Raw genomic sequence first — 19,569 nt, forward strand, 5'->3', positions numbered from 1 at the left:
TGTGAGACGGAACCGCACTGGTGTGACAGCTGAGAGCAGCTTAGGCCAGAGCCTTTGTGTGTGTCCGGCGATTGAGAACGTAGACACCTCACGTTGCTCATTCGTCCAGCGGCGGAGGCGACTTGAGCGGGAAACGCGGTGTTTTCGTCGAACAGTTCGTGGTGCTGGAGGCAGTGGTAGAGCTGCCCGAGCAGGTGGTGGAAGAGGTTGCGCCGGGCGGACGCGAGCCGGTCTCCGGCTTCGCGTCGGCGCCGGTGGTGGGCGTTGGCCCCGGCGGAGGCCCGCAGGGAGGCGAAGGCCCAGAGGTGGCCAGCGTGGTCGAGGCGGTCGTTCTTGACCCGGCGGCGGGTGACGGAGGACTTCTTGCCGGAGGCGCGGGTGACGGGCGAGGCGCCTGCACTGGCCTTGAGGCCGCGGGCGTCGGCGAAGCGGGTGTGGTCGTCCCCGATCTCAGCGAGGACCCGCACAGCGCCAGGCATCCGTTCGGCACCCGCACGACTGCCACCACCCTGAGCACCAAGCTCGCGCACCGGTCCACGTCGAGGCCTGATCGGCCCGGCTGCTCCTGGATGTCACGGTCTGGTACGCGAACGCTCCGAGAGGCCCCTGCTCCTACGGATCGCCCTTACCTACGGATTAGGCTGCTCCTCATGGCAAAAACGCGCTCGGGCGGGGGTCTCACACGGACCCAGCAGGCCGCCAAGTTCCTCGGTGTCAGCGTGCTCTCCGGAGCCGTGCTGGCCGGCATCGCCCTGCCCGCAGCCGGTGCGCTCGGTCTCGCGGCCAAGGGGACGGTCGAGGGATTCGACACCATCCCGGCGAACCTCAAGCGCCCGCCGCTGAGCCAGCGCACCACGATCCTCGACAGCCAGGGCGGCAAGATCGCCACGGTGTTCTCCCGCGACCGCACGGTGGTCGACCTGAAGGACATCTCGCCGTACATGCAGAAGGCGATCGTCGCGATCGAGGACAACCGCTACTACGAGCACGGCGCGGTCGACATGAAGGGCATCCTGCGCGCCCTCAACCGCAACGTGCAGTCCGGCGGCACCGCACAGGGCGCTTCGACGCTGACGCAGCAGTACGTGAAGAACGTCTTCGTCGAGGAGGCGGGCGACGACCCGGACAAGGTCGCGCAGGCCACCCAGCAGACCCTCGGCCGCAAGATCCGCGAGCTGAAGTACGCCATCCAGGTCGAGCAGGAGCTCGGCAAGAAGAAGATCCTGGAGAACTACCTCAACATCACCTTCTTCGGGCAGCAGGCGTACGGCGTCGAGGCCGCCTCCCAGCGGTACTTCAGCAAGCGCGCCAAGGACCTGAAGCTGGAGGAGGCCGCGCTGCTGGCCGGACTCGTCCAGTCGCCGACCCGGTACGACCCGGTCAACGACTCCGCCGAGGCCACCAAGCGGCGCAACATCGTGCTCCAGCGCATGGCCGACATCCGCGAGATCTCCCCCGCCGAGGCCGCGCGCGCCAAGGCCGCCCCGCTGAAGCTGAAGGTGAGCAAGCCCAAGAACGGCTGCATCACCGCGGTGAGCGGCGCCGGGTTCTTCTGCGACTACGTCCGCGAGATCTTCCTCAACGACCCGGTCTTCGGCAAGACCAAGGAGGACCGGGCCAAGGTCTGGAACCAGGGCGGTCTGACCGTACGCACCACCCTGGACCCGAAGGCCCAGCAGTCGACGCAGGCCTCCATCAAGGACCACGTCTACAAGAGCGACAAGGTCGCCACGGCCGTCACCCTGGTGGAGCCCGGCACCGGCAAGGTCCTCGCGATGGGCCAGTCCAAGCCGTACGGCTTCGGGAACAACGAGACCCAGATCAACTACTCGGTCGACAAGAACATGGGCGGCTCGAACTTCGGCTTCCCGACCGGCTCGACCTTCAAGCCGTTCCTGACCGCGGCGGCGCTGGAAGAGGGCAAGCCGCCGACGCAGGTCTACCCGTCTCCGTACCAGATGCCGTACCCGGCGCGGATCGAGACCTGCAGCGGCAAACCGTGGGTGAACATCGGCATGAAGCAGAAGCTCGAGAACGAGAACGAGAAGGAGAACGGCCCGTACCCGCTCCGTAAAGCGATGAACATGTCCGTCAACACGTACTTCGTTCAGATGCTTGAGGACATCGGGATGTGCCCGGTCGTCAAGATGACCGACAAGCTCGGCCTGATCCAGGGCCACGGCAAGAAGCTCAACGAGGAGCCCTCAACGCTGACCCTCGGCTCCAACGGCATCTCGCCGCTGCGGATGGCCAGCGCGTACGCGGCCTTCGCCAACCGGGGCACGTACTGCACGCCGATCGCCATCGAGTCGATCACCGCGCCCGGCAAGAAGTCGCTGCCGGTGCCGAAGACCTCGTGCACGGCGGCCATGGCCGAGCAGACCGCGGACACCGTCAACACGCTGCTGAGCGGGGTGGTCGACTCCGGTACGGGTCAGCAGGCCGGGCTCAAGGACGGCCGTGACAACGCGGGCAAGACCGGTACCACCGACGCCCGCAAGAACGCCTGGTTCGTCGGCTACACCCCGAACCTGTCGGGCGCCGTCTGGGTGGGCAGCCCCTCCCAGCAGGTGAAGATGGAGAACATCACCATCGGCGGCAAGTACGAGGCCAAGGTGTTCGGTGGCCAGGTCCCCGGCCCCATCTGGAAGGACGCGATGACCGGGGCGCTCGACGGCAAGGGCTCCCCGCAGTTCAAGACGGTCGACATCCCTGAGCCGGAGACTGACAAGGACAAGGGCAAGAACAGGGACCGCGACAAGAACCGCCCCGGCGACAACAAGCCCCCCGGCCAGGACCCCGGGAACGGCAACGACGGCGGGGACGGAAACGGGAACGGGAACGGCGGAGACGACGGCAACGGCGGCGGCTGGGGCGACATCTTCGGCGGGGACGGGCCGTGATCCGGAGCGACCGGTGACCGCGACGACCGCGACGACCGCGTGAGCAACGAAAGAGGGCGCCACCCCCGTCGGGGGTGGCGCCCTCACTCCTACACCCGCAGGCGTGAACCGTCGGCCCGGATCGGCACGCCGGCCCGGATCAGCCCGCCAGCAGCCCCTTCACCGCCGCGGCGACGCGCCCGCCCTCGGCGCGGCCCGCGACCTTCGGGTTGACGATCTTCATGACGGCGCCCATGGCACGCGGCCCCTCGGCCCCCGCCGCCTGCGCCTCGGCGACGGCCTCGGCCACGATCGCCTTCAGCTCGTCGTCGCTCAGCTGCTGCGGCAGGTACGTCGCGAGGATCTCGCCCTCGGCCTTCTCCCGCTCGGCCTGCTCGGCGCGACCGCCCTTGGCGAAGGCGTCCGCGGCCTCGCGGCGCTTCTTCGCCTCCTTGGCGATCACCTTCTCGACCTCGGCGTCGGAGAGCTCGCGGGCCTCCTTGCCCGACACCTCCTCGACCTGCACGGCGGCGAGGGTGAGCCGGAGCGTGGAGGAGCGGAGCTCGTCGCGCGCCCGGATGGCGGCGGTGAGGTCTTCCTTCAACTGCGACTTGAGCTGGGACTTGAGCGTGGTCATGACGCAAGTGTGGCAGGTCGTACGCCTCCGCCGCCCGCCGATTTCCGCCGCGGCGTCCGCCCCCTCCCCCATCTGCAACGATGGGAGGCATGCGCGCACGTTACGGAGTACCCCTGGGAATCACGGCCGTTGGCGCGGCCACACTCGCCTACGCGGCCGGTTTCGAGGCCCGCTCCTTCAGACTCCGACGAGTGAGCGTCCCGGTCCTGCCGCCGGGCGCGAAGCCCCTGCGCGTACTCCAGGTCTCGGACATCCACATGGTGAGCGGACAGCGCAAGAAGCAGCGCTGGCTCCAGTCGCTGGCCGGGCTGCGCCCCGACCTCGTCGTCAACACGGGCGACAACCTCTCCGACCCGGAGGGCGTGCCGGAGGTGCTGGACGCGCTCGGCCCGCTCATGCAGTTCCCGGGCGTGTACGTCTTCGGCTCCAACGACTACTACGGGCCCAAGCCGCGCAACCCCGCCCGCTACCTGCTCGAAAAGGTCCAGGGCAAGCACGGCCTGAACGGCAACCCGCCGGTCGTCGGCGCCGTCCACAACCCCTGGGAAGAGCTCCGCGACGGCTTCGACGCCGCCGGCTGGCTCAACCTCACCAACACCCGCGGCAACCTGAAGCTCCGCGACGGCTTCGACCTGGCCTTCACCGGCCTCGACGACCCGCACATCAAGCGCGACCGCTACGCCGAGGTCGCGGGCGGCCCGTCCCCCTCCGCCGACTTCTCCATCGCCGTCGTCCACGCCCCGTACCTGCGCGCCCTGGACGCCTTCACCGCCGACGGCTACCCCCTGATGCTCGCCGGCCACACCCACGGCGGCCAGGTCTGCATCCCCTTCTACGGCGCCCTGGTCACCAACTGCGACCTGGACACCGACCGCGTGAAGGGCCTTTCCACCCACACCCACGGCGGCCACCGTTCCTACCTCCACGTCTCCGCGGGCTGCGGCGCGAACCGCTACACGCCGGTCCGCTTCGCGTGCCCCCCGGAGGCGACCCTGCTGACGCTGACACCGAAGGCCTGATCCGCCGTACGGGCCGGGCCTCCCCCCCCATCCGAGGCCCGGCCCCACCCCTCTCGGGGCCTGAGGGACGGCCCCCCGCTCACCCAAACCCGGACGAACTCCCCTACCGTGGGAGTCATGATCGCCCCGACCCCCCAGGGCGTGCCCGCCGCAGCGGTCGTGCCGCCCCGCCGCCGCCCGTACGCAGCCGTCTTCCGCGCCCTGCTCTGCGCGGCCGCCGTCACCGGCATCGTGATCGACCTGACCTTCGGCGACCCGCTCCGGGTCCCGATCTACTTCACGATCCAGTCGAACGCCCTGCTCGCCCTCGTCCTCGGCTGGTCCGCCCACCGCGCCTGGACCGGCCGCCCGCCCCTCTCGCCCCGCCTGACCGGCGGCGCGTTCCTCTTCATCGCCATCACCGGCCTCGTCTACCACCTGATCCTGGCCAACGACTCCAGCAGCTTCTCCATGACCGGAGAGGCCCTCACCGGCCCCCGCGCCCTCTCCAACCAACTCCTGCACACCGTCACCCCCCTCGGCGCGGCCCTGGACTGGCTCCTCCTCACCGCCCCCGGCAGCCTCCTCTTCCGGTACGCCGCCCAGTGGCTGCTCTACCCGGCCGCCTACCTCGCCTTCGCCCTGATCCGCGGCGCCCTCCTCGCCCCCGGCACGGCCGCCCGCTACCCGTACCCCTTCCTCGACGTCGCCGCCCACGGCTACGCGAGCACCGCCGTGACCGCCCTGATCCTGGGCCTGGCCTTCTACGCCCTGGCCCTCGGCCTGGTCGCCCTGGACCGGGTACGCCCCGACCTGCGCCGCCGCGAAAACCGGATTTCGCCTGAGAGCGCGGGTGGGCTAAAGTAATCGATGTCGCCACGGCAACGCGGTGGACATCGGGGTGTAGCGCAGCTTGGCAGCGCGCTTCGTTCGGGACGAAGAGGTCGTGGGTTCAAATCCCGCCACCCCGACAGCCAAAACAGCAGATCAGGCCCGGTACTGAGAAATCAGTGCCGGGCCTGATCTGCGTTGTGGGGGCACTGGGGAGCGAGGGGGGAGCGGATCATGGAAATCCCAACTCCGGTGAGTGGCACAGAAGTCCCGATGCGGGCTGCGCAGACGCAGTCGTAGCGCCCCGGCCCCACTTGATCCTCGGCGGCCGCAGCGGCAGGCGCACGGACCCTGAAGTCGTCCGGCGGTCGCGTACGGCACCACACACACGCGTCGCGCTGTTCGGCACCGGTCCCTCCCCTGTGAGGACCGGTGGCGAACAACGCGACGGTGTCGATACGCGCCGCATCGGCGTCAGCGCGAGCCGAGGGCGATCTGATCCGCAATCGACGCGCAGAGGGAGTGCAGCCTCACAGGGACACCACCCTTGGGGTGACGCGCTGGTGGCCTACTCTGACGCTGCGCGGCCGGATCAGTACCGGAAGGCGATCCTGCCAGTTGCAGCTCAACCCGAGGAGACCCCACTGTCGCCCGGACGACATAATCGCAGGTCAGACGCATAGAGCGAGTTTTCCGGTCCGGATATCCGGGTGCGACAAAGTAGGGGGTGGAGGCCTTGGAGCCCGACTCAGGGGCGCGCGCAGCCTTCGCGGAGCGCCTTGCGCTGCTGTACAAGGAAGCCGGTAATCCTCCCCTTCAGCGCGTGGCCGAGGCCGTCGTCCGGCTCCAGAAGGTCGACGAGCGAGGCCGCCCCGTGCGGGTGTCCGCCCAGCGGATCAGCGACTGGCGACGGGCCAAGAACGTGCCTGCCCAGTTCGCCGCTCTCGCAGCGGTACTGAGTGTGCTGATCCCCGAAGCTCGGCGGCAACGTCCCGCGCCGGTGTCCGCGGGCCTGTACGAGATGGCCCAGTGGCAGCTCCTCTGGAGCCGGGCGGTGGCCGACCCGGTCGCCGGGCGCGCCGCCGCGACATCTGCGGAAGGCGAGGAACAGCCTCGGGCCGAAGCCCCCATCGACCCCGGTGTATGCCCGTACCGGGGACTGGCGTCGTACCGCCAGCAGGACGCCCCGTGGTTCTTCGGCCGCGAGCGGAGCACGGACGACCTCGTTGCTCAACTCCGCGCAACGGAGAAGACGGGCGGCCTGATCATGCTCGTGGGCGCCTCGGGAGCGGGGAAGTCCTCGCTCCTGAGCGCCGGTCTGGTGCCCGTCTTGCACAGCGGCGCCCTGGATGACGAGAGCGGTCGGCCGGGTCTCGTACTGCAACTCGTACCGGGGGCCGACCCTCTCGCAGAGCTGACCCGCCACATACCGGAGCTCGCGGACACCCTCGTGCAGGCATCCGGCACTCCCCAATTCGCGCATGCGGTGCGGAAGTCCGTCGCCGCGTGGGCGCTGCAGCACGCGACGTCCTCCAGCACCCGCCCGGTCATCATCGTGGACCAGTTCGAGGAGGCGTTCACCCTCTGCTCCGACGAGGCGGACCGGCGCACCTTCATCCAGCTCCTGCACGCCGCGTGCTCGCCCGCCGACTCCGGCGAGCCCGCTCCGGCCCGCGTGGTCCTCGGTCTGCGGGCCGACTTCTACGAACAGTGCCTCCGGCACCGCGAACTGGCCGACGCGCTGCAACACCGGCACATGGTGCTCGGGCCGTTGTCCCACACCGAGCTGCGCGACGCGATGACCGGCCCGGCAAAGGCTGTGGGTCTTGAGCTCGAACCGGGCCTCACAGAGCTGATCGTCCGCGAGGTGAGCACGGACGGCCCGCACGGGGCGCACGACGCGGGAGTGCTGCCGCTCCTGTCCCACGCACTGCTGGCCACCTGGCAGCGGCGGAAGGGAGGGCGGCTGACCCTGGCCGGCTACCGCGCGGCCGGAGGCATCCAGGGAGCGGTCGCGGCGTCCGCCGAGCGCGCCTGGTCCGGCCTCGACCCGGCGGCACGCACGGCCGCCAGACTGCTCCTCCTCAGGCTGGTCCGGCTGGGCGAGGACACCCAGGCCACCCGTAGGCGGGGCACTCGACGCCAGCTCTCGGAGGAGTCGACGGATCCCGGCAAGACGGAGGAGTCGCTCGAAGCACTGGTGCACGCCCGCTTGGTGACCCTCGACGCGGACACCGTGGAGATCACCCATGAGGCGCTGCTCCACGCCTGGCCCCGCCTGCGCGACTGGATCGACGAGGATCGGGACGACCACCTGCTGCGCCAGCGCCTCGAGGAGGACGGCAAGGCGTGGGAGGAGTCCGCCCGCGACACGGCACTGCTCTACCGGGGTTCTCGGCTGGAGCAGGCACGAGCCTGGGCGGGATCTGCGGGTGACACCTTCCTGACCCGGGGCGCGGTGGAATTCCTGGCCGCCTCGGCCCGGTTGCGCAGGCGTACGGTTCTGATCGCCCGCGGCGCGGTGGCGGCCCTGGTGGCCCTGGCGATCGTGGCCGCGTCCGCGGCGGTGGTCGCGTGGAACCAGCGGAACGACGCGGTGTTCGAGCAGGTGGTCGCCGAGGTCGACCGGGCCCAGTACACGGACCCGTCGCTGTCCGCTCAGCTCGGTCTGGTGGCACACCGACTGCGGCCGGACGACCAGGCGGCGAAGAACCGGCTGATCTCCATCGTGAACGCACCGTTGGCCACGCCGCTCCTCGGCCACACCGGCGCCGTCTACCTCACCTCGTTCAGCCCGAACGGACAGCTCCTGGCCACCGCGAGCTACGACCGCACCGTTCGGCTGTGGGACGTAGCAGACCCGTCGCGCCCCAAAAGCCTGGGCGCACCCCTGGCCGGTCACCAGAGCTGGGTGAGCAGCGCGGTCTTCAGCCCGGACGGCACCACCCTCGCCAGCGCGTCGGACGACGGCACGATCAGACTGTGGAACGTACGCGATCCCCAGCACCCGCGCCTGCTGGGCGACCCCCTGATCAGCGACGGCGGCTCGATCTACCTGGTCGCTTTCAGCCCGGACGGGCACACGCTGGCCACCGCCAACGACGATCACAACGTCCGGCTGTGGAACGTGGAGGACCCGTCCCGGCCGGAGGCACTCGGTGCGTTTCCCGGCCACACCGCGGCCGTACGATCCGTGGCCTTCAGCCGGGACGGGCGGACGCTCGCGGCAGGCGGTGACGACGGCACGATCAGGCTGTGGGACACGGCCGACCCGCGTCGCCCCAAGCCGGTGGAGAAGGTGTTGACGGGGCACACGGGAACGGTGCACTCCGTGGCCTTCAACCAGGACGGCCGCACTCTCGCCAGCGGAGGCTCGGACGACACCATCCGGCTCTGGAACGTGGCCGACCCGCGTCACGCGGAACCACTCGGCGCACCGCTGACCCACCACACCGGACCCATCTGGTCAGTGGCCTTCAACCCCGGCGGATACATGCTCGCGGCCGCCAGCGCCGACAGCACGGCGACCCTGTGGAACGTCAGCGATCCAGCACACCCTTCCCAGGTCGGGGAACCTCTCGCCGGCAGCAGCGGGGAGATGTACGCCCTCGGCTTCAGCCCCGACGGGCGAACACTCGCCACCGGCAGCGGCGACAACAAGGTCCGCCTGTGGTCGATCCCGACGGCGGACATGATCGGGCGGATAGGAGCGTTCCGCCCCGACGGGAAGGTGCTCGCCACCGCCGCGCGCGACGAACAGGTCCGGCTCTGGAACGTGGAACGCCCCGACCTGCCCGTGTCACTGAGCCGGCCGTTCAAACCCGGCGAGGGGGAGGTGCGTTCGCTGGTCTTCTCCCCCGACGGCCGCACACTCGCCGTACTGACGGGACGCCGTGCGGTGCAGTTGTGGAACGTCACCGATCCGGCCCGGCCCCTCCCCTACGGGCCGCCCGTCGCGCTGCGCACACGATTCGCGGGCACCGATGCTCTGGCTTTCAGCCCGGACGGGCGCACGCTGGCAACCGCGCAGAGCGACCGCACGATCCAGTTGTGGAACGTCAGCGACCCTGCCCACCTCGATCCGCTCTCCGCGCCGCTCACCGGGCACACGGGCTACATCAACTCCCTCGACTTCAGCCCGGACGGACGGGCGCTCGCCAGCGGCAGCGCGGACGGCACCATACGGCTCTGGGACGTAACCGACACCCGTCGCGCAGCCCAACTGGGGAAGCCTCTGACGGAACACCTGGGCCCCGTCAACACGCTCGCCTACAGCCCGGACAGCCGCACCCTGGCCAGCGGCAGTGACGACGGCACGGTCCAGCTCTGGAACGTCGCCGAACCCCTCAAGGCCGACCGTCCGGAGTCCTCCCTCACGGGTCACACAGACGCCATCGTGTCCCTGACCTTCAGCCGGGACGGTCACACCCTGGCGAGTGGAGGCAATGACAACGCGGTGCGCCTGTGGGACGTCACCCACCCGTCCAGCGCCTCCCCCATCGGCCAGTCGATGAGCCCCAACGCCAAGACCGGCAGCTTCCTGTCGTTCAGTCCCCAGGGCCGCATGCTCGGTGTTTCGAGCGGCACCGATACCGTCCGGCTCTGGAACTTGGACACCGCCGAGGCGATTCACCGCATCTGCTCGACCACGCGGAGTGTTCTGACGCGGGAGAAGTGGCTGGATTACCTGCCCCGCATTTCCTACGCTCCCCCCTGCGACGAATAGCTTTCGCCCCTCCTCACCTGCAGACACGTCACGTGATCCCTGTCACAACCCCCTGTCGCGAACCGAGAGTTGACTATCCCTGCGCAGGCAGCCTTGTTACGGTTCGTTACAGCCCGGTCGTTGATGCATCCCCCGTCGTCAACGACCGGGCGCTTTCGTGCTTCCGGCGAGTGCAGCACAAACAGAGAAGCCCGGCTCGCTCGATGGCGAACCGGACTCGTCGGCCTCGCCGAGGAACAACTCGCGGAAGCCATCCGGGAGTTCGGCGTCGTCGCCGACGGCCAGCTCCCAGCACTCGGTGACGCTGAGGACTTCCTGGTGGCCGATGTACGTACGCATCAGATCTCTCCAGATCCTGGTGGGGATGGAAGGGAGAGCCGACAGCAGCGGGCTTCCTTGACCCGTCGACCGCTGCGGTCGACCGCAGAGGTGCGGGGTGTTCAGGGAGTACGCCTCAGACGCGGAAGCGCCGGGGCCCCGCCAGCCGGATGATCCAGCCGTACAGGGCGACCACGAAGCTGAACGCCCCGGTGGACGCGAAGAACATCAGGAGCCAACTGCCGCCCAGCACCTGGACGGAATTGCCGCTGATGTACGCGGCGAGCAGGCCGACCAGGAGGACGACCGGGTCCACCACGCCGCTGACCGTCGAGGTCGACGGCTTGCGCCGGGCCACGAGGGCGAGGTCGTACGGGGCGATGAGGCGCGCGGCGCCCCCGGACATCGGGAGGGCGACGCAGCCGCCGGGGACGCGGCCGATGACCGTGCCCAGCTCCATGTCGGTGCGATCTCGGACGACATCACCGATCGCGAGGTACAACGCGGTCTCCTCTCGGCACCAGGAAGGGCCGGGCAGGCGGAGGCCCGCCCGGCGACGTGCATGGCGGCCGCTCGTACGCGTCGAGCGACCCGGAGCGCCTACTCGTCGCCGACTGCGGGGGGGGGCAACACCCAGGGGCTCCCGTGGGGTTCGTTTCATGTGGAGCTATGCGGCTCTCAAGGAACGAGCGCTGCCTTTGTACTCACCCCCTCGGGCTTTCCTCCGGACGCCATCACGGACACGAGTCCTGAAGACCTCCTGTCCTCAACTCCTCTTGAGGAGTTGCCCCGACTATGGCGAATCCCACGTCACTCATCAAGACCTCTTGAGGAGTCGTATGGTGTGGGGAGCCGAACGACGGATGGTGAAAGCGCAGATGGCAGTGGCGTACGAGCGGATCGCGGACGAGCTCCGCGAGGCCATCCGCGCAGGTCAGCTCAAGCCCGGTGACCGCTTGCCGGCGGAGACGCAACTCGCTGAGACGTATCGGCGAAGCGTCCCGACAATTCGTGAAGCGCTTCGGCTTCTGCGCGACGAAGGACTCGTCGAGAAGCAGCACGGCCGCGGGAATTTCGTCCGTCGGCCACGCACGAAGGTGTCCCGGACGAACGCGCGCCACCAGTGGGAGAAGGACCGCGCGCGCGACCCGGAGGACAACCGCGCCAAGACCGGGGCCACCGAGCACGACACCGGCCTGACGGTCAACGACCTGATCTTCCACGCCGCTTACCGCGAGGTCGAGGCGAGCGCGGAGATCGCGAAGGCGATGGGCGTCAGCGAGGGAACAGCGCTGGTCGAGCGCACCTGCCGGACGCGCTACGCGGCCGAGAACGCGCCCTTCAGCCTCGTCACCTCGTACCTCGTACGCGACATGGTCGCCGACAACCCGGACCTCCTGGACGAGACCAAGGAGCCCTGGCCCGGCGGCACGCAGAACCAGCTGCACACCGTCGGGATCGAACTCGACCGCATCGAGGAGCACGTCACCGCGCGTCCGCCGACGCCCGAGGAGGCCGAGGAGCTGGATCTCCCGCACGGCACGGCGGTCATGGTCCTGCGCAAGACGTCGTACGACACGAACAACCGGGTGGTGGAGATGTCCGACATAACGCTTCCCGGCGACCGCACGGAAATGCTGTTCACGACTCCCCTGGAAAGGTGGTGAGCCGTGACCCGGCGCATCATCATCGTCACGGCCGTCCACGCGCCCTCGGCACAGTTCCTGTCCGAGGCGTACAAGTCGCTCTGTGACCAGGAGTTGCCCGAAGGCTGGGAGTGGCACTGGCTGATCCAGGAGGACGGCCAGGGCGACGACGTCACGCCGCACGTCCCCCAGGACGAGCGGGTGACCTTCCGGCAGGGGCGCCGGGGCGGCCCCGGTGTCGCGCGCACCATCGCGCTCGCCCACGCGGACGGTGACTACGTGAAGATCCTGGACGCCGACGATCAGCTGGCACCCGGCGCCCTGGCCCGCGACCTGGCGGCGCTGGAAGCGGACCCGAGCATCGGCTGGGCCACGTCACGCGTGCTCGACCTGCTGCCCGACGGCTCGACGGCCGGCTTCCCCGGCGACCCGGAGCCCGGCCCGATCGAGCGGGGCGAGGTGCTCGACTTCTGGAAGGCCAACAACTTCCGGGCGTCCGTCCACCCGGCGACGCTCTTCGTACGCCGCGACCTGCTGGTCGCCCTCGGCGGCTGGATGGCGCTTCCGGCCTCGGAGGACACGGGCCTGCTGCTCGCGCTCAACTCCGTTGCCCGCGGCTGGTTCTCGGCGGAGGTCGGCCTGCACTACCGCAAGTGGGAGGGGCAGGCGACCGGCCAGGCCGCGCACGTCGACCCCGCCGAGCGGGACGCGCGTATGGCCGTGATCGAGGCGCGTGCCCGCGCGCTGGACTTCTTCCAGTGGCGGTACCCGGTGAGCTCGGAGTGACCGGGGTACGGCATGCCGCAAGCGAGTACGTATGCGCAGCCCACACCTTCCCACCCTGGTGTCGCCGTCCGGCTCGCACTCACGCATCCTCCGTCTCGGTCCAGCCCGGAGGCGTGCAGGGTCACGAGTCGGAGAGCGGAAGCCACCCAGAATTCCCGTTCGAGTGTTAGTGCCCGATCCCTCAAACACACCGATACGTCAGCAATCCCTTTGAGTGCACCCTCCACGAAGTAGCTGCTCGCACGCAGTCGGCCGTCAGATGATGCGGATCACTGACGACCTTCCGTCAATAGCGCGGAGTGGAGCAGCCCACCGAAGGGAACCCCATGCTCAAGAAGACCGTGGCCGTGGCCGCATCACTTGCCAGCATCCTGGCTCTCAGCGCAGGAGCGGCCGCCGCCTACGGATCCAAGAGCACCAAGCTGTCCCATGGCGTGCTGACGGTCATGACACAGAACGGCTGCGAGGTCAGCGGAAACTGCAGCCTCTACTACGCCGCGACCACGTACGAGAAGACCAACGGCCCTACGGTTTCCATCCAGCTCGCGCTGGACACCGGCGAGTCCCTGTACAAGACCGACGCCATGCAGATCTCGGCGGGCCAGACCAAAACGAAGAGCTGGGGCGGGCTGGCCAAGTCCAAGGTCCCTGACTGCACCGTGGCCGGGTACATGGTGGCAACCACGGGCAAGTACTACACCCCCAATGTCGGCGCCTGCTAGATCCACTGCTCGGGCCGGAACCCGTTGGTGATCCGGCCCCCACCTTCTCTGAGGTTCCACCGTGATCGAAGCCTCCATCGGCGCCGTCCCGGGGCTGATCGTCGCCTTCCTCGTCCTTGCTGCGATGACCGCGATCCCTGCAGCGCTCGTCTCGAAGTCCCGCGGGAAGCCCGCCGTCCTGCCCGCGCTTGCCGCAACAGCAATCGCCGGTGTGGTCACGATCACCCTGCTTCCGAGCGGTGCAGGCATCTCCCCGGGCCAGTGCGACACGGGTGTGCCCCGGCACGTGCTCACCTCGACCAGCGCGCTGCTGAACATCGCCATGTTCGTTCCGGCTTCGGCTCTCACCGTGATGGTCTTCCGACGGCCCGCGACCGTCGCCGCTGTCTTCGTGGCTGTCAGCGGCGGTATCGAATTTCTGCAGGCGGTGTTGCCGCTTGGCCGCGCTTGCAGCGCCACGGACATCGCCGCCAACTCGATCGGCGCCCTCATCGGAAGCGTCCTCGGAAGCCTGGGGGTCGCGCTCACCAAGGGTGCTCTGCGGTGGCGGGGGCGCGATGCACTGTGGGGTGCAGGCATCCTTCTGGCCTCGGCAGTCGTCCTTGCCGGAGGGTTCCAGTGGCGGGTACAAGCAGTTGATGTCGTGGCGATCGACGACCGGAGCCGGGCACACGTCGACAGCCTCGAAGGCTCCGACGAGTGGCTCAAGACGGCAGCGATCAGCTTGTTCGGCAAGGGGACGCAGGTCTCCGTGACATCCGCCGACTCCAGCGGGCAACGGTCCCTGGTCACCGCCGAGACCAACAAGGGCACCATCTCCGGATGGTGGCCCGACCGCACGCTCCAGCAGGGATGGTCGACCAACAACAGGGGCGACGAGGGCACCGTCTCTGAGGACGAAGCCCGCAGGCTGGCTCACGTCTACGCCCAGAAGTGGTTCCCCGCCAGCCTCAAGGGCAGTGTCCAGACCTGCCGCCTCGTCGGCGATGACCCCAAGCAGGGTGTCTTCGTCGTGATCTACCGTCGCTACGTACGCGACGTGATGATGCCCATGCGCCTGGACATCACCATCACCCGATCCGGACGCATCATGGGCTTCACCTCCCAGCCCACCGCCGATCCCGCGCTGCCCTCCGCCACCATCAGCGAGAAGGACGCCAAGCTCCGTACGGAGAAGGCCACGGGCCGCAAGGCGACCAGCGCAAAGCTCCTCGCTCAGCGGGTGCAGGGAACGTGGCGGCCCGTATGGCTGCTGGGCGTAGCCGGTGGCGACGCCTACCTCGACGCAGCCACTGGTCGGCATGTCAACCCCGACCAGTAGGAGCCACCACCGCGCACTCAAGGACGCACAGCGTTCCGTCGAGACGCGGTCCGGCACAACCCCGGGCCCTGGCTTCAGCCCCGGCTGACCGGGACCTCGTAGACGATCTCGCACAGGGCGGCGGGCCACCCTCGCCCAGCACTACGACGTCAGCCTCCCCACGATGCGGGCGGCGCCCGGAGTCCTTCAGAGCGAGGGCCTGATCGAGAAGCAGCACGGTCGCGGAAACTTCGTCCGCCGCCCCATCCAGCCCATCACCTACACCAACGACAAGGTCTCGGCGGACACCCGCGCGGCCTTCGCCGCCGCCCTTCGGGTGGACGTCAACACCCGCCAACTCCGCGCGGAGGACCGGCTGATGAACCTGCTCCAGGTCGAGCGCGGCGCCCTGATCCGGGAGTACGTCTACCTCAGCTTCCAGGGGTGCGCACCGCACAGCCTGGCGCACATCTACGTACCGCAGGCCGTGGCGGAACTCGACATGCCCTGGCGGAGCAGTTCGCCGCTGGGCGAAGACATCCGGGGCCATCTCGCCAAGGCCGGGATCGCGGTCACCTCCGCCCTCGACCGGGCCACCGCACGCCTCGCATCCGCCACCGAGGAGCGGGTCCTGCGGCTCGGCCGGGGAACGGCCGTGCTGGTGGTCGAGCGGATGTCGATGGACGCCGTCGGCCGCGTCGTGGAGGCCGCGCTCCTGATCCTCCCCGGCCACCGCGCCGACGCCCTGTTCGCCACCCACACGCCGGACCCGGCGGTGACGGAATGAGCGAGGCACCGGACCACCAGCCCCAGGAACCCCCGGCCCATCCCAACCCGGTGCCTCTCCGCCGACTCCCGTGGGAAAGCCCCGACGGCAAACCGTGCTTCCTGAGCACGGACTCGAACGGCGGCGTGGTGTCCCGCATCGCCGACGCCGTGGAGACCGCACAGGTAGCCGCAGGTCACAGGGTGCTGGCGGAGCTCGACGACCTCCTCGAACTCCCGCCGGGCAAGCTCGATCTCGCCCAGGCCCGGCTCACGCTGGCACACGCCCGCGAAGTCCTGCCCGACGTCCTTCAGGTCGCCGAAAGCCGGGCCGAGAGGCTTGCCGCTGCGTCGCAGCTCAAGACGCCGGACACGAAGGGAACGGGGACAGCGCTGCCGCAGGCCGACCCATGTCCGTAAAGGAGTCGTCCCCGACTTCCCCACCGGACACCGAAGCCGAGCCGCTCACCTACTGCGGGTGCTGCATCGGCCGCCAGCAGATCTGGTGCCCCGACTGCTACGGGTTCTACGGCTGCGCGACCTGCTCCGGGACGTACAAGGTCGACTGCCCGATGTGCGCTGGCGGCACGTTGGACCCGATCTGCTGGTAGTGGCACGCGCCGGGGGCCCGGCTCCTCACGGGAGCGGGGCCCACCCCGTCGCGTACCGCCCCCAAGGAAGCCCATCGCGCCAGCCCCCGGCGATCTTGCCGCCGCACAGTCGGCCCCGTACGGTCACGACCATGCCACCTGCCGCCATCCCGCCGTTCCAGGAACTGCTGGTCACCCTCGGCCGCGGATACGTACGCAACGCCCCCGGATCACTCCTGAAGGGCCCGCTCGCGGCCAAGTACCTGAACCCCCACCTCCGCGCCCACCCCCGCCGGCGCGTGGTGGAAGCCCGCTTCGACGCCCGGTTCGCGGTGGACACCCGCGACCTCATCCAGCGCTACATCCACCTCTTCGGAGTGTGGGAGCCGCACATGACCGCCTGGCTGAAGAGCCGCCTCGGCCCCGGCGACGTCCTGGTCGATGTCGGCGCGAACATCGGCTACTTCACCGTCCTCGGCTCCCGCCTCGTCGGCAGCACCGGCCGCGTCGTCGCGATCGAAGCCTCCCCGGTGTTCCACCGCAGGGTGCTCCAGCACCTCGACCTCAACGGCTGCGAGAACGTCCGCGCCATCAACGGCGCCGTCGCCGACACCACCAAGCCCCTGACCTTCGTGCTCGCCAGCTCGAACAACATGGGCGCCAACAGCATCGTCCCGTACGACGGCCCGGCCGAGTCGGCCTTCACCATGGACGCCCGTCCGCTCCCCGACCTCCTGGAGCCGGACGAGCTCGCGCGCGCCCGCGTCATCAAGATCGACGTCGAGGGCGCCGAGGGGAGCGTCATCCGCGGGCTAGGACCGGTACTGGGTCAGCTCCGCCAGGATGTCGAGATTGCCGTGGAGGTTACCCCGGAGCGCATGGTCAAGCTGGGCGACTCCTTGGAGGAGCTGCTTGAGACCATGCGCGAACACGGCTTCCACACGTACCGCCTGCCCAGCGATTACAAGTCAGAGAGCTATCCCCCTGCTATGGGACACCCCGTGCCGCCGACACGCCTGCGTGAGCCGATCGTAGGCGAATGCGAGTTGGTGTTCTCGCGAACCGACGCGAAAGTTCTGGCCTAGCTTCGTACCCCTGGTATAGGGACCGGCACCGGACCATGCCACCGAACACGACGACTACACGCGGGGGTCCTCGGCAATACAAGGCGCTTTCATTATTTCCCTTTCCCATTCCCCTCAATAACAGCCAAACTTACCCGTCCAATACCGAACGGGCCACCGGGCTCAATATGGCCCGGTGGCCCGTTACCTGCCACTTTGACGTTTGTCGGCCTATTCTGGCCGCGTGGTGTCCGCTGCTCCGCTTGGACTGGGTACGACACCAGGCAAGGGAGCAAACATCCACTCCCCGTCCTCCCGGGTCAGCACCTCGGTCACGTTCACGGGGGTCGAACCAGAATCACGGGTCCCTCGGAACTTCACGTTCCACACCCCCGCGAACTCGGACGTCTTTGTCCACGTCACCTTCCACCCCTGCCCGCCGAACTCAGCGATGCGCGCCTTCGCGTCCTTCTCACCGCTGGGATGGGCCGAGAGGTGACGCGCGAGACCCGACTCGTCGGATTCGTTGAGCAGTTTGACGTACGTCACCAAGAACGAGTCGATCCCGTCGGAGGACGTCGGCTCATCCTCGGTACAGGAGGCGAGAAGAAAGAGCGCCGCAGCCGCGACAACGACCGCGAGGAACCGCGAGCGGCACCGTCGAAGCCGCTCAGGTACGGAAGGCGTAGTAGATCGCCCGGGGGTTCGACGCGACAATGCTGGCCACCGACTTCCGGTACGTGTCCCTTGAGTGGTACGTGAGATACGGAACTCCACTAGCACTCCGGTAGGTAGTGATCATGGAGTGGTCCTTGGACCCGTTGTTACTGAAGTCCATTTGAAGAATGTCGCCCCTCGCCAACTGGTACACATTCTTGAGGTTGTACGTGCGCTTGCTATGCAGCGCGAACGAGGCCCAGTAATTCACATTCACCCACGACCGCGACTGGTTGAGCGAGTTGTACCACCAGTTGCGGTAGTCGGTGTACAGGCCTGTGTCGTGGGCCCACCCGCCAGCTCTGAGGGCCTGGCTGATGAAGTTGGTGCAGTCGCCGCCGACGTCACTGAATCTTCGGTACGACTTGTTGTAGTTCTTCCAGTGCCTCTCGGCGTAGTTCGCCATCTCGTAGTAGTTGTACGAAGCGGCCAGCGTGGTCTTCTCACCCGTTGACGGAGTGGCAGGCTCCCTCGTGTCCGCCGACTCCCCTTCCTTGGGGAGTGCTCCTCCGGGGTCGACGACCTCAGCGTCCGGCTGGTTGACCGCGTTGGGGCCCTCATCGAGGGGCTTCATGGCGGTGAGCTCCCATCCACCCCCGGGAGCCGCAGTGAAGACGGCCTCGTGGCGCGACTGGAACGCCGTGTTAGGGGGCTCGTCACCCCGGATCTGCTTGTAGGCGAGCTCCGTCGTCTCATTGAGGACGGCAACAACCTTGTCGCCGTCGACGGTCGTCGACTCCACATCCACCTGCGTGGTGGAACCGGTGTACGCCTCACTCATTCCGGCCAGCGCGAGACGCCGTGCCGTGAGTTCGGCGTCGATCTCCGTCTCCTCGTGAGTCCGCATGATCGACAGCCTCACTTGGCCTGCGACCGGGAGCGGGGCGAGGCTGGGTGCCGCCCCTTCTACGAGGTTGGCGGTCCGGTGTTCCAACACCGCCTGAGCGACAGCTCCGAAAACTTCATCCCCCGGCACCGCCCGCTCTCCAGCCGCAGCCGTGGCCGCAGGAGCCAAGGCGACCGCGACCGCGAGAGCCAATGACACCCCTAATGCGGATCTCATTCTTCCGTTTTCCATCAGCCCGCCCCCACTTCGAATAGCCCGCCCCACTGGCGGGCCAGCAAATCATGACCTTTCCGTGAAGGGATTTCCAGCGGTTGCGAATCTTTCGCAAAGCAGACGAAAAAGTGCTGTCCGGATTGCATTGCTCTTAAATCCGCCATGTGGCGTGAATGCGGCCGCACGAGTCACACATTTGAGACAAGCCGACAGGATTCAAGGAACATAGAGAGACCAAGTCGCTCAATTGTTTCAGAGTTCAACATGTGAGCGCTCAAGGAACTCTCTAGCAGTACTGGCCTGTCTGATCCACCGCCGCCTCGCCTACCGCGCTTCGAGGCCCCCATAAGGTCGAGATTCGGAGTGACGGCGTGAGCCCGCTGAGTCGGACCATCGAGACCCGGAGTCGGGTTTGCGGCCTGCTGGCCATCCACCGGGCGGCGATTCAACCTATTCACTGGAGCGCCCATCCGGGTTCCACGACGCCTATCTTTGAGGACTGCTGGCCCAGGGCTCGTCGCACAGAC

The 19,569-nt window shown here is 68.4% G+C and carries 16 protein-coding genes, 1 tRNA gene and 1 pseudogene; 13 read left to right on the forward strand and 5 right to left on the reverse strand.

Annotation, left to right across the window (positions count from 1 at the left end; translation table 11 throughout):
- Positions 1-107: 107 nt before the first annotated feature.
- Positions 108-464 (reverse strand): annotated as a pseudogene (locus tag ACIO3O_RS28510) (transposase); the annotation flags it as partial.
- Between the two features lie 186 nt (positions 465-650).
- Between ACIO3O_RS28510 and ACIO3O_RS28515 the strand changes: the two are divergent.
- A complete protein-coding gene (locus ACIO3O_RS28515) occupies positions 651-2,903 on the forward strand; it encodes a transglycosylase domain-containing protein (RefSeq protein WP_401750665.1) in 2,253 nt (750 codons plus the stop codon).
- 139 nt (positions 2,904-3,042) lie between these two features.
- Here ACIO3O_RS28515 and ACIO3O_RS28520 read toward each other — a convergent pair whose 3' ends face one another.
- Entirely contained in the window at positions 3,043-3,519 is a 477-nt protein-coding gene (locus ACIO3O_RS28520) for a GatB/YqeY domain-containing protein (protein WP_401750667.1), read from the reverse strand.
- Positions 3,520-3,608: 89 nt separating this feature from the next.
- Here ACIO3O_RS28520 and ACIO3O_RS28525 point away from each other — a divergent pair, with 89 nt between their 5' ends.
- The 4 genes from ACIO3O_RS28525 to ACIO3O_RS28540 all read left to right on the forward strand — a co-directional run bounded on the left by ACIO3O_RS28525 (position 3,609) and on the right by ACIO3O_RS28540 (position 10,074).
- Entirely contained in the window at positions 3,609-4,538 is a 930-nt protein-coding gene (locus ACIO3O_RS28525; protein ID WP_401750669.1) for a metallophosphoesterase, read from the forward strand.
- Positions 4,539-4,655: 117 nt separating this feature from the next.
- Positions 4,656-5,384 (forward strand): Pr6Pr family membrane protein, encoded by a 729-nt coding sequence (locus ACIO3O_RS28530; protein WP_401750671.1) that lies wholly within the window; start codon positions 4,656-4,658, stop codon positions 5,382-5,384.
- Positions 5,385-5,414: 30 nt separating this feature from the next.
- A tRNA-Pro gene (locus ACIO3O_RS28535) sits at positions 5,415-5,488 on the forward strand.
- 587 nt (positions 5,489-6,075) lie between these two features.
- Positions 6,076-10,074, forward strand: a complete 3,999-nt coding sequence (locus ACIO3O_RS28540; RefSeq protein WP_401750674.1) for a hypothetical protein — start codon at positions 6,076-6,078, stop codon at positions 10,072-10,074.
- Between the two features lie 138 nt (positions 10,075-10,212).
- On the opposite strand, the gene ACIO3O_RS28545 is transcribed toward ACIO3O_RS28540, so the two are convergent.
- Both ACIO3O_RS28545 and ACIO3O_RS28550 read right to left on the reverse strand, forming a co-directional pair.
- Positions 10,213-10,413 carry a hypothetical protein gene (locus ACIO3O_RS28545; protein WP_401750677.1) on the reverse strand — a complete coding sequence of 67 codons (201 nt, stop codon included), beginning with the start codon at positions 10,411-10,413 and terminating at the stop codon, positions 10,213-10,215.
- A 115-nt stretch (positions 10,414-10,528) separates the two neighbouring features.
- The gene (locus ACIO3O_RS28550; RefSeq protein WP_401750679.1) at positions 10,529-10,894 is read right to left on the reverse strand and encodes a hypothetical protein; all 366 of its coding nucleotides are present in this window, start codon (positions 10,892-10,894) and stop codon (positions 10,529-10,531) included.
- Positions 10,895-11,270: 376 nt separating this feature from the next.
- Between ACIO3O_RS28550 and ACIO3O_RS28555 the strand changes: the two genes are divergently transcribed.
- The 8 genes from ACIO3O_RS28555 (at position 11,271) to ACIO3O_RS28590 (ending at position 17,286) form a co-directional block, all read left to right on the forward strand.
- Positions 11,271-12,059, forward strand: coding sequence for a GntR family transcriptional regulator (locus tag ACIO3O_RS28555; protein ID WP_401750847.1), 789 nt, complete (start codon positions 11,271-11,273; stop codon positions 12,057-12,059).
- Between the two features lie 3 nt (positions 12,060-12,062).
- Positions 12,063-12,824: a glycosyltransferase family 2 protein gene (locus ACIO3O_RS28560; protein ID WP_401750681.1), complete on the forward strand. Its 762-nt coding sequence runs from the start codon at positions 12,063-12,065 to the stop codon at positions 12,822-12,824.
- Positions 12,825-13,150: 326 nt separating this feature from the next.
- Positions 13,151-13,546 (forward strand): hypothetical protein, encoded by a 396-nt coding sequence (locus ACIO3O_RS28565; RefSeq protein WP_401750683.1) that lies wholly within the window; start codon positions 13,151-13,153, stop codon positions 13,544-13,546.
- A 61-nt stretch (positions 13,547-13,607) separates the two neighbouring features.
- Positions 13,608-14,867, forward strand: a complete 1,260-nt coding sequence (locus ACIO3O_RS28570; RefSeq protein WP_401750685.1) for a VanZ family protein — start codon at positions 13,608-13,610, stop codon at positions 14,865-14,867.
- Positions 14,868-15,030: 163 nt separating this feature from the next.
- Complete coding sequence (locus ACIO3O_RS28575; protein WP_401750687.1) at positions 15,031-15,633, forward strand: UTRA domain-containing protein; 603 nt, start codon at positions 15,031-15,033, stop codon at positions 15,631-15,633.
- Positions 15,630-16,031 (forward strand): hypothetical protein, encoded by a 402-nt coding sequence (locus ACIO3O_RS28580; RefSeq protein ID WP_401750689.1) that lies wholly within the window; start codon positions 15,630-15,632, stop codon positions 16,029-16,031. The genes ACIO3O_RS28575 and ACIO3O_RS28580 overlap by 4 nt, the downstream gene beginning before the upstream one ends.
- On the forward strand, positions 16,022-16,222 hold the full coding sequence (locus ACIO3O_RS28585) for a hypothetical protein (protein WP_401750690.1): 201 nt from the start codon (positions 16,022-16,024) through the stop codon (positions 16,220-16,222). The genes ACIO3O_RS28580 and ACIO3O_RS28585 overlap by 10 nt, the downstream gene beginning before the upstream one ends.
- Positions 16,223-16,353: 131 nt before the next feature.
- Entirely contained in the window at positions 16,354-17,286 is a 933-nt protein-coding gene (locus tag ACIO3O_RS28590; RefSeq protein WP_401750691.1) for an FkbM family methyltransferase, read from the forward strand.
- A gap of 649 nt (positions 17,287-17,935) precedes the next feature.
- On the opposite strand, the gene ACIO3O_RS28595 is transcribed toward ACIO3O_RS28590, so the two are convergent.
- Positions 17,936-19,027: an amidase domain-containing protein gene (locus tag ACIO3O_RS28595; RefSeq protein WP_401750693.1), complete on the reverse strand. Its 1,092-nt coding sequence runs from the start codon at positions 19,025-19,027 to the stop codon at positions 17,936-17,938.
- Between the last annotated feature and the right edge of the window lie 542 nt (positions 19,028-19,569).

The organism is Streptomyces sp. NPDC087440 (assembly GCF_044744005.1).
Taxonomy (GTDB): Bacteria; Actinomycetota; Actinomycetes; order Streptomycetales; family Streptomycetaceae; genus Streptomyces.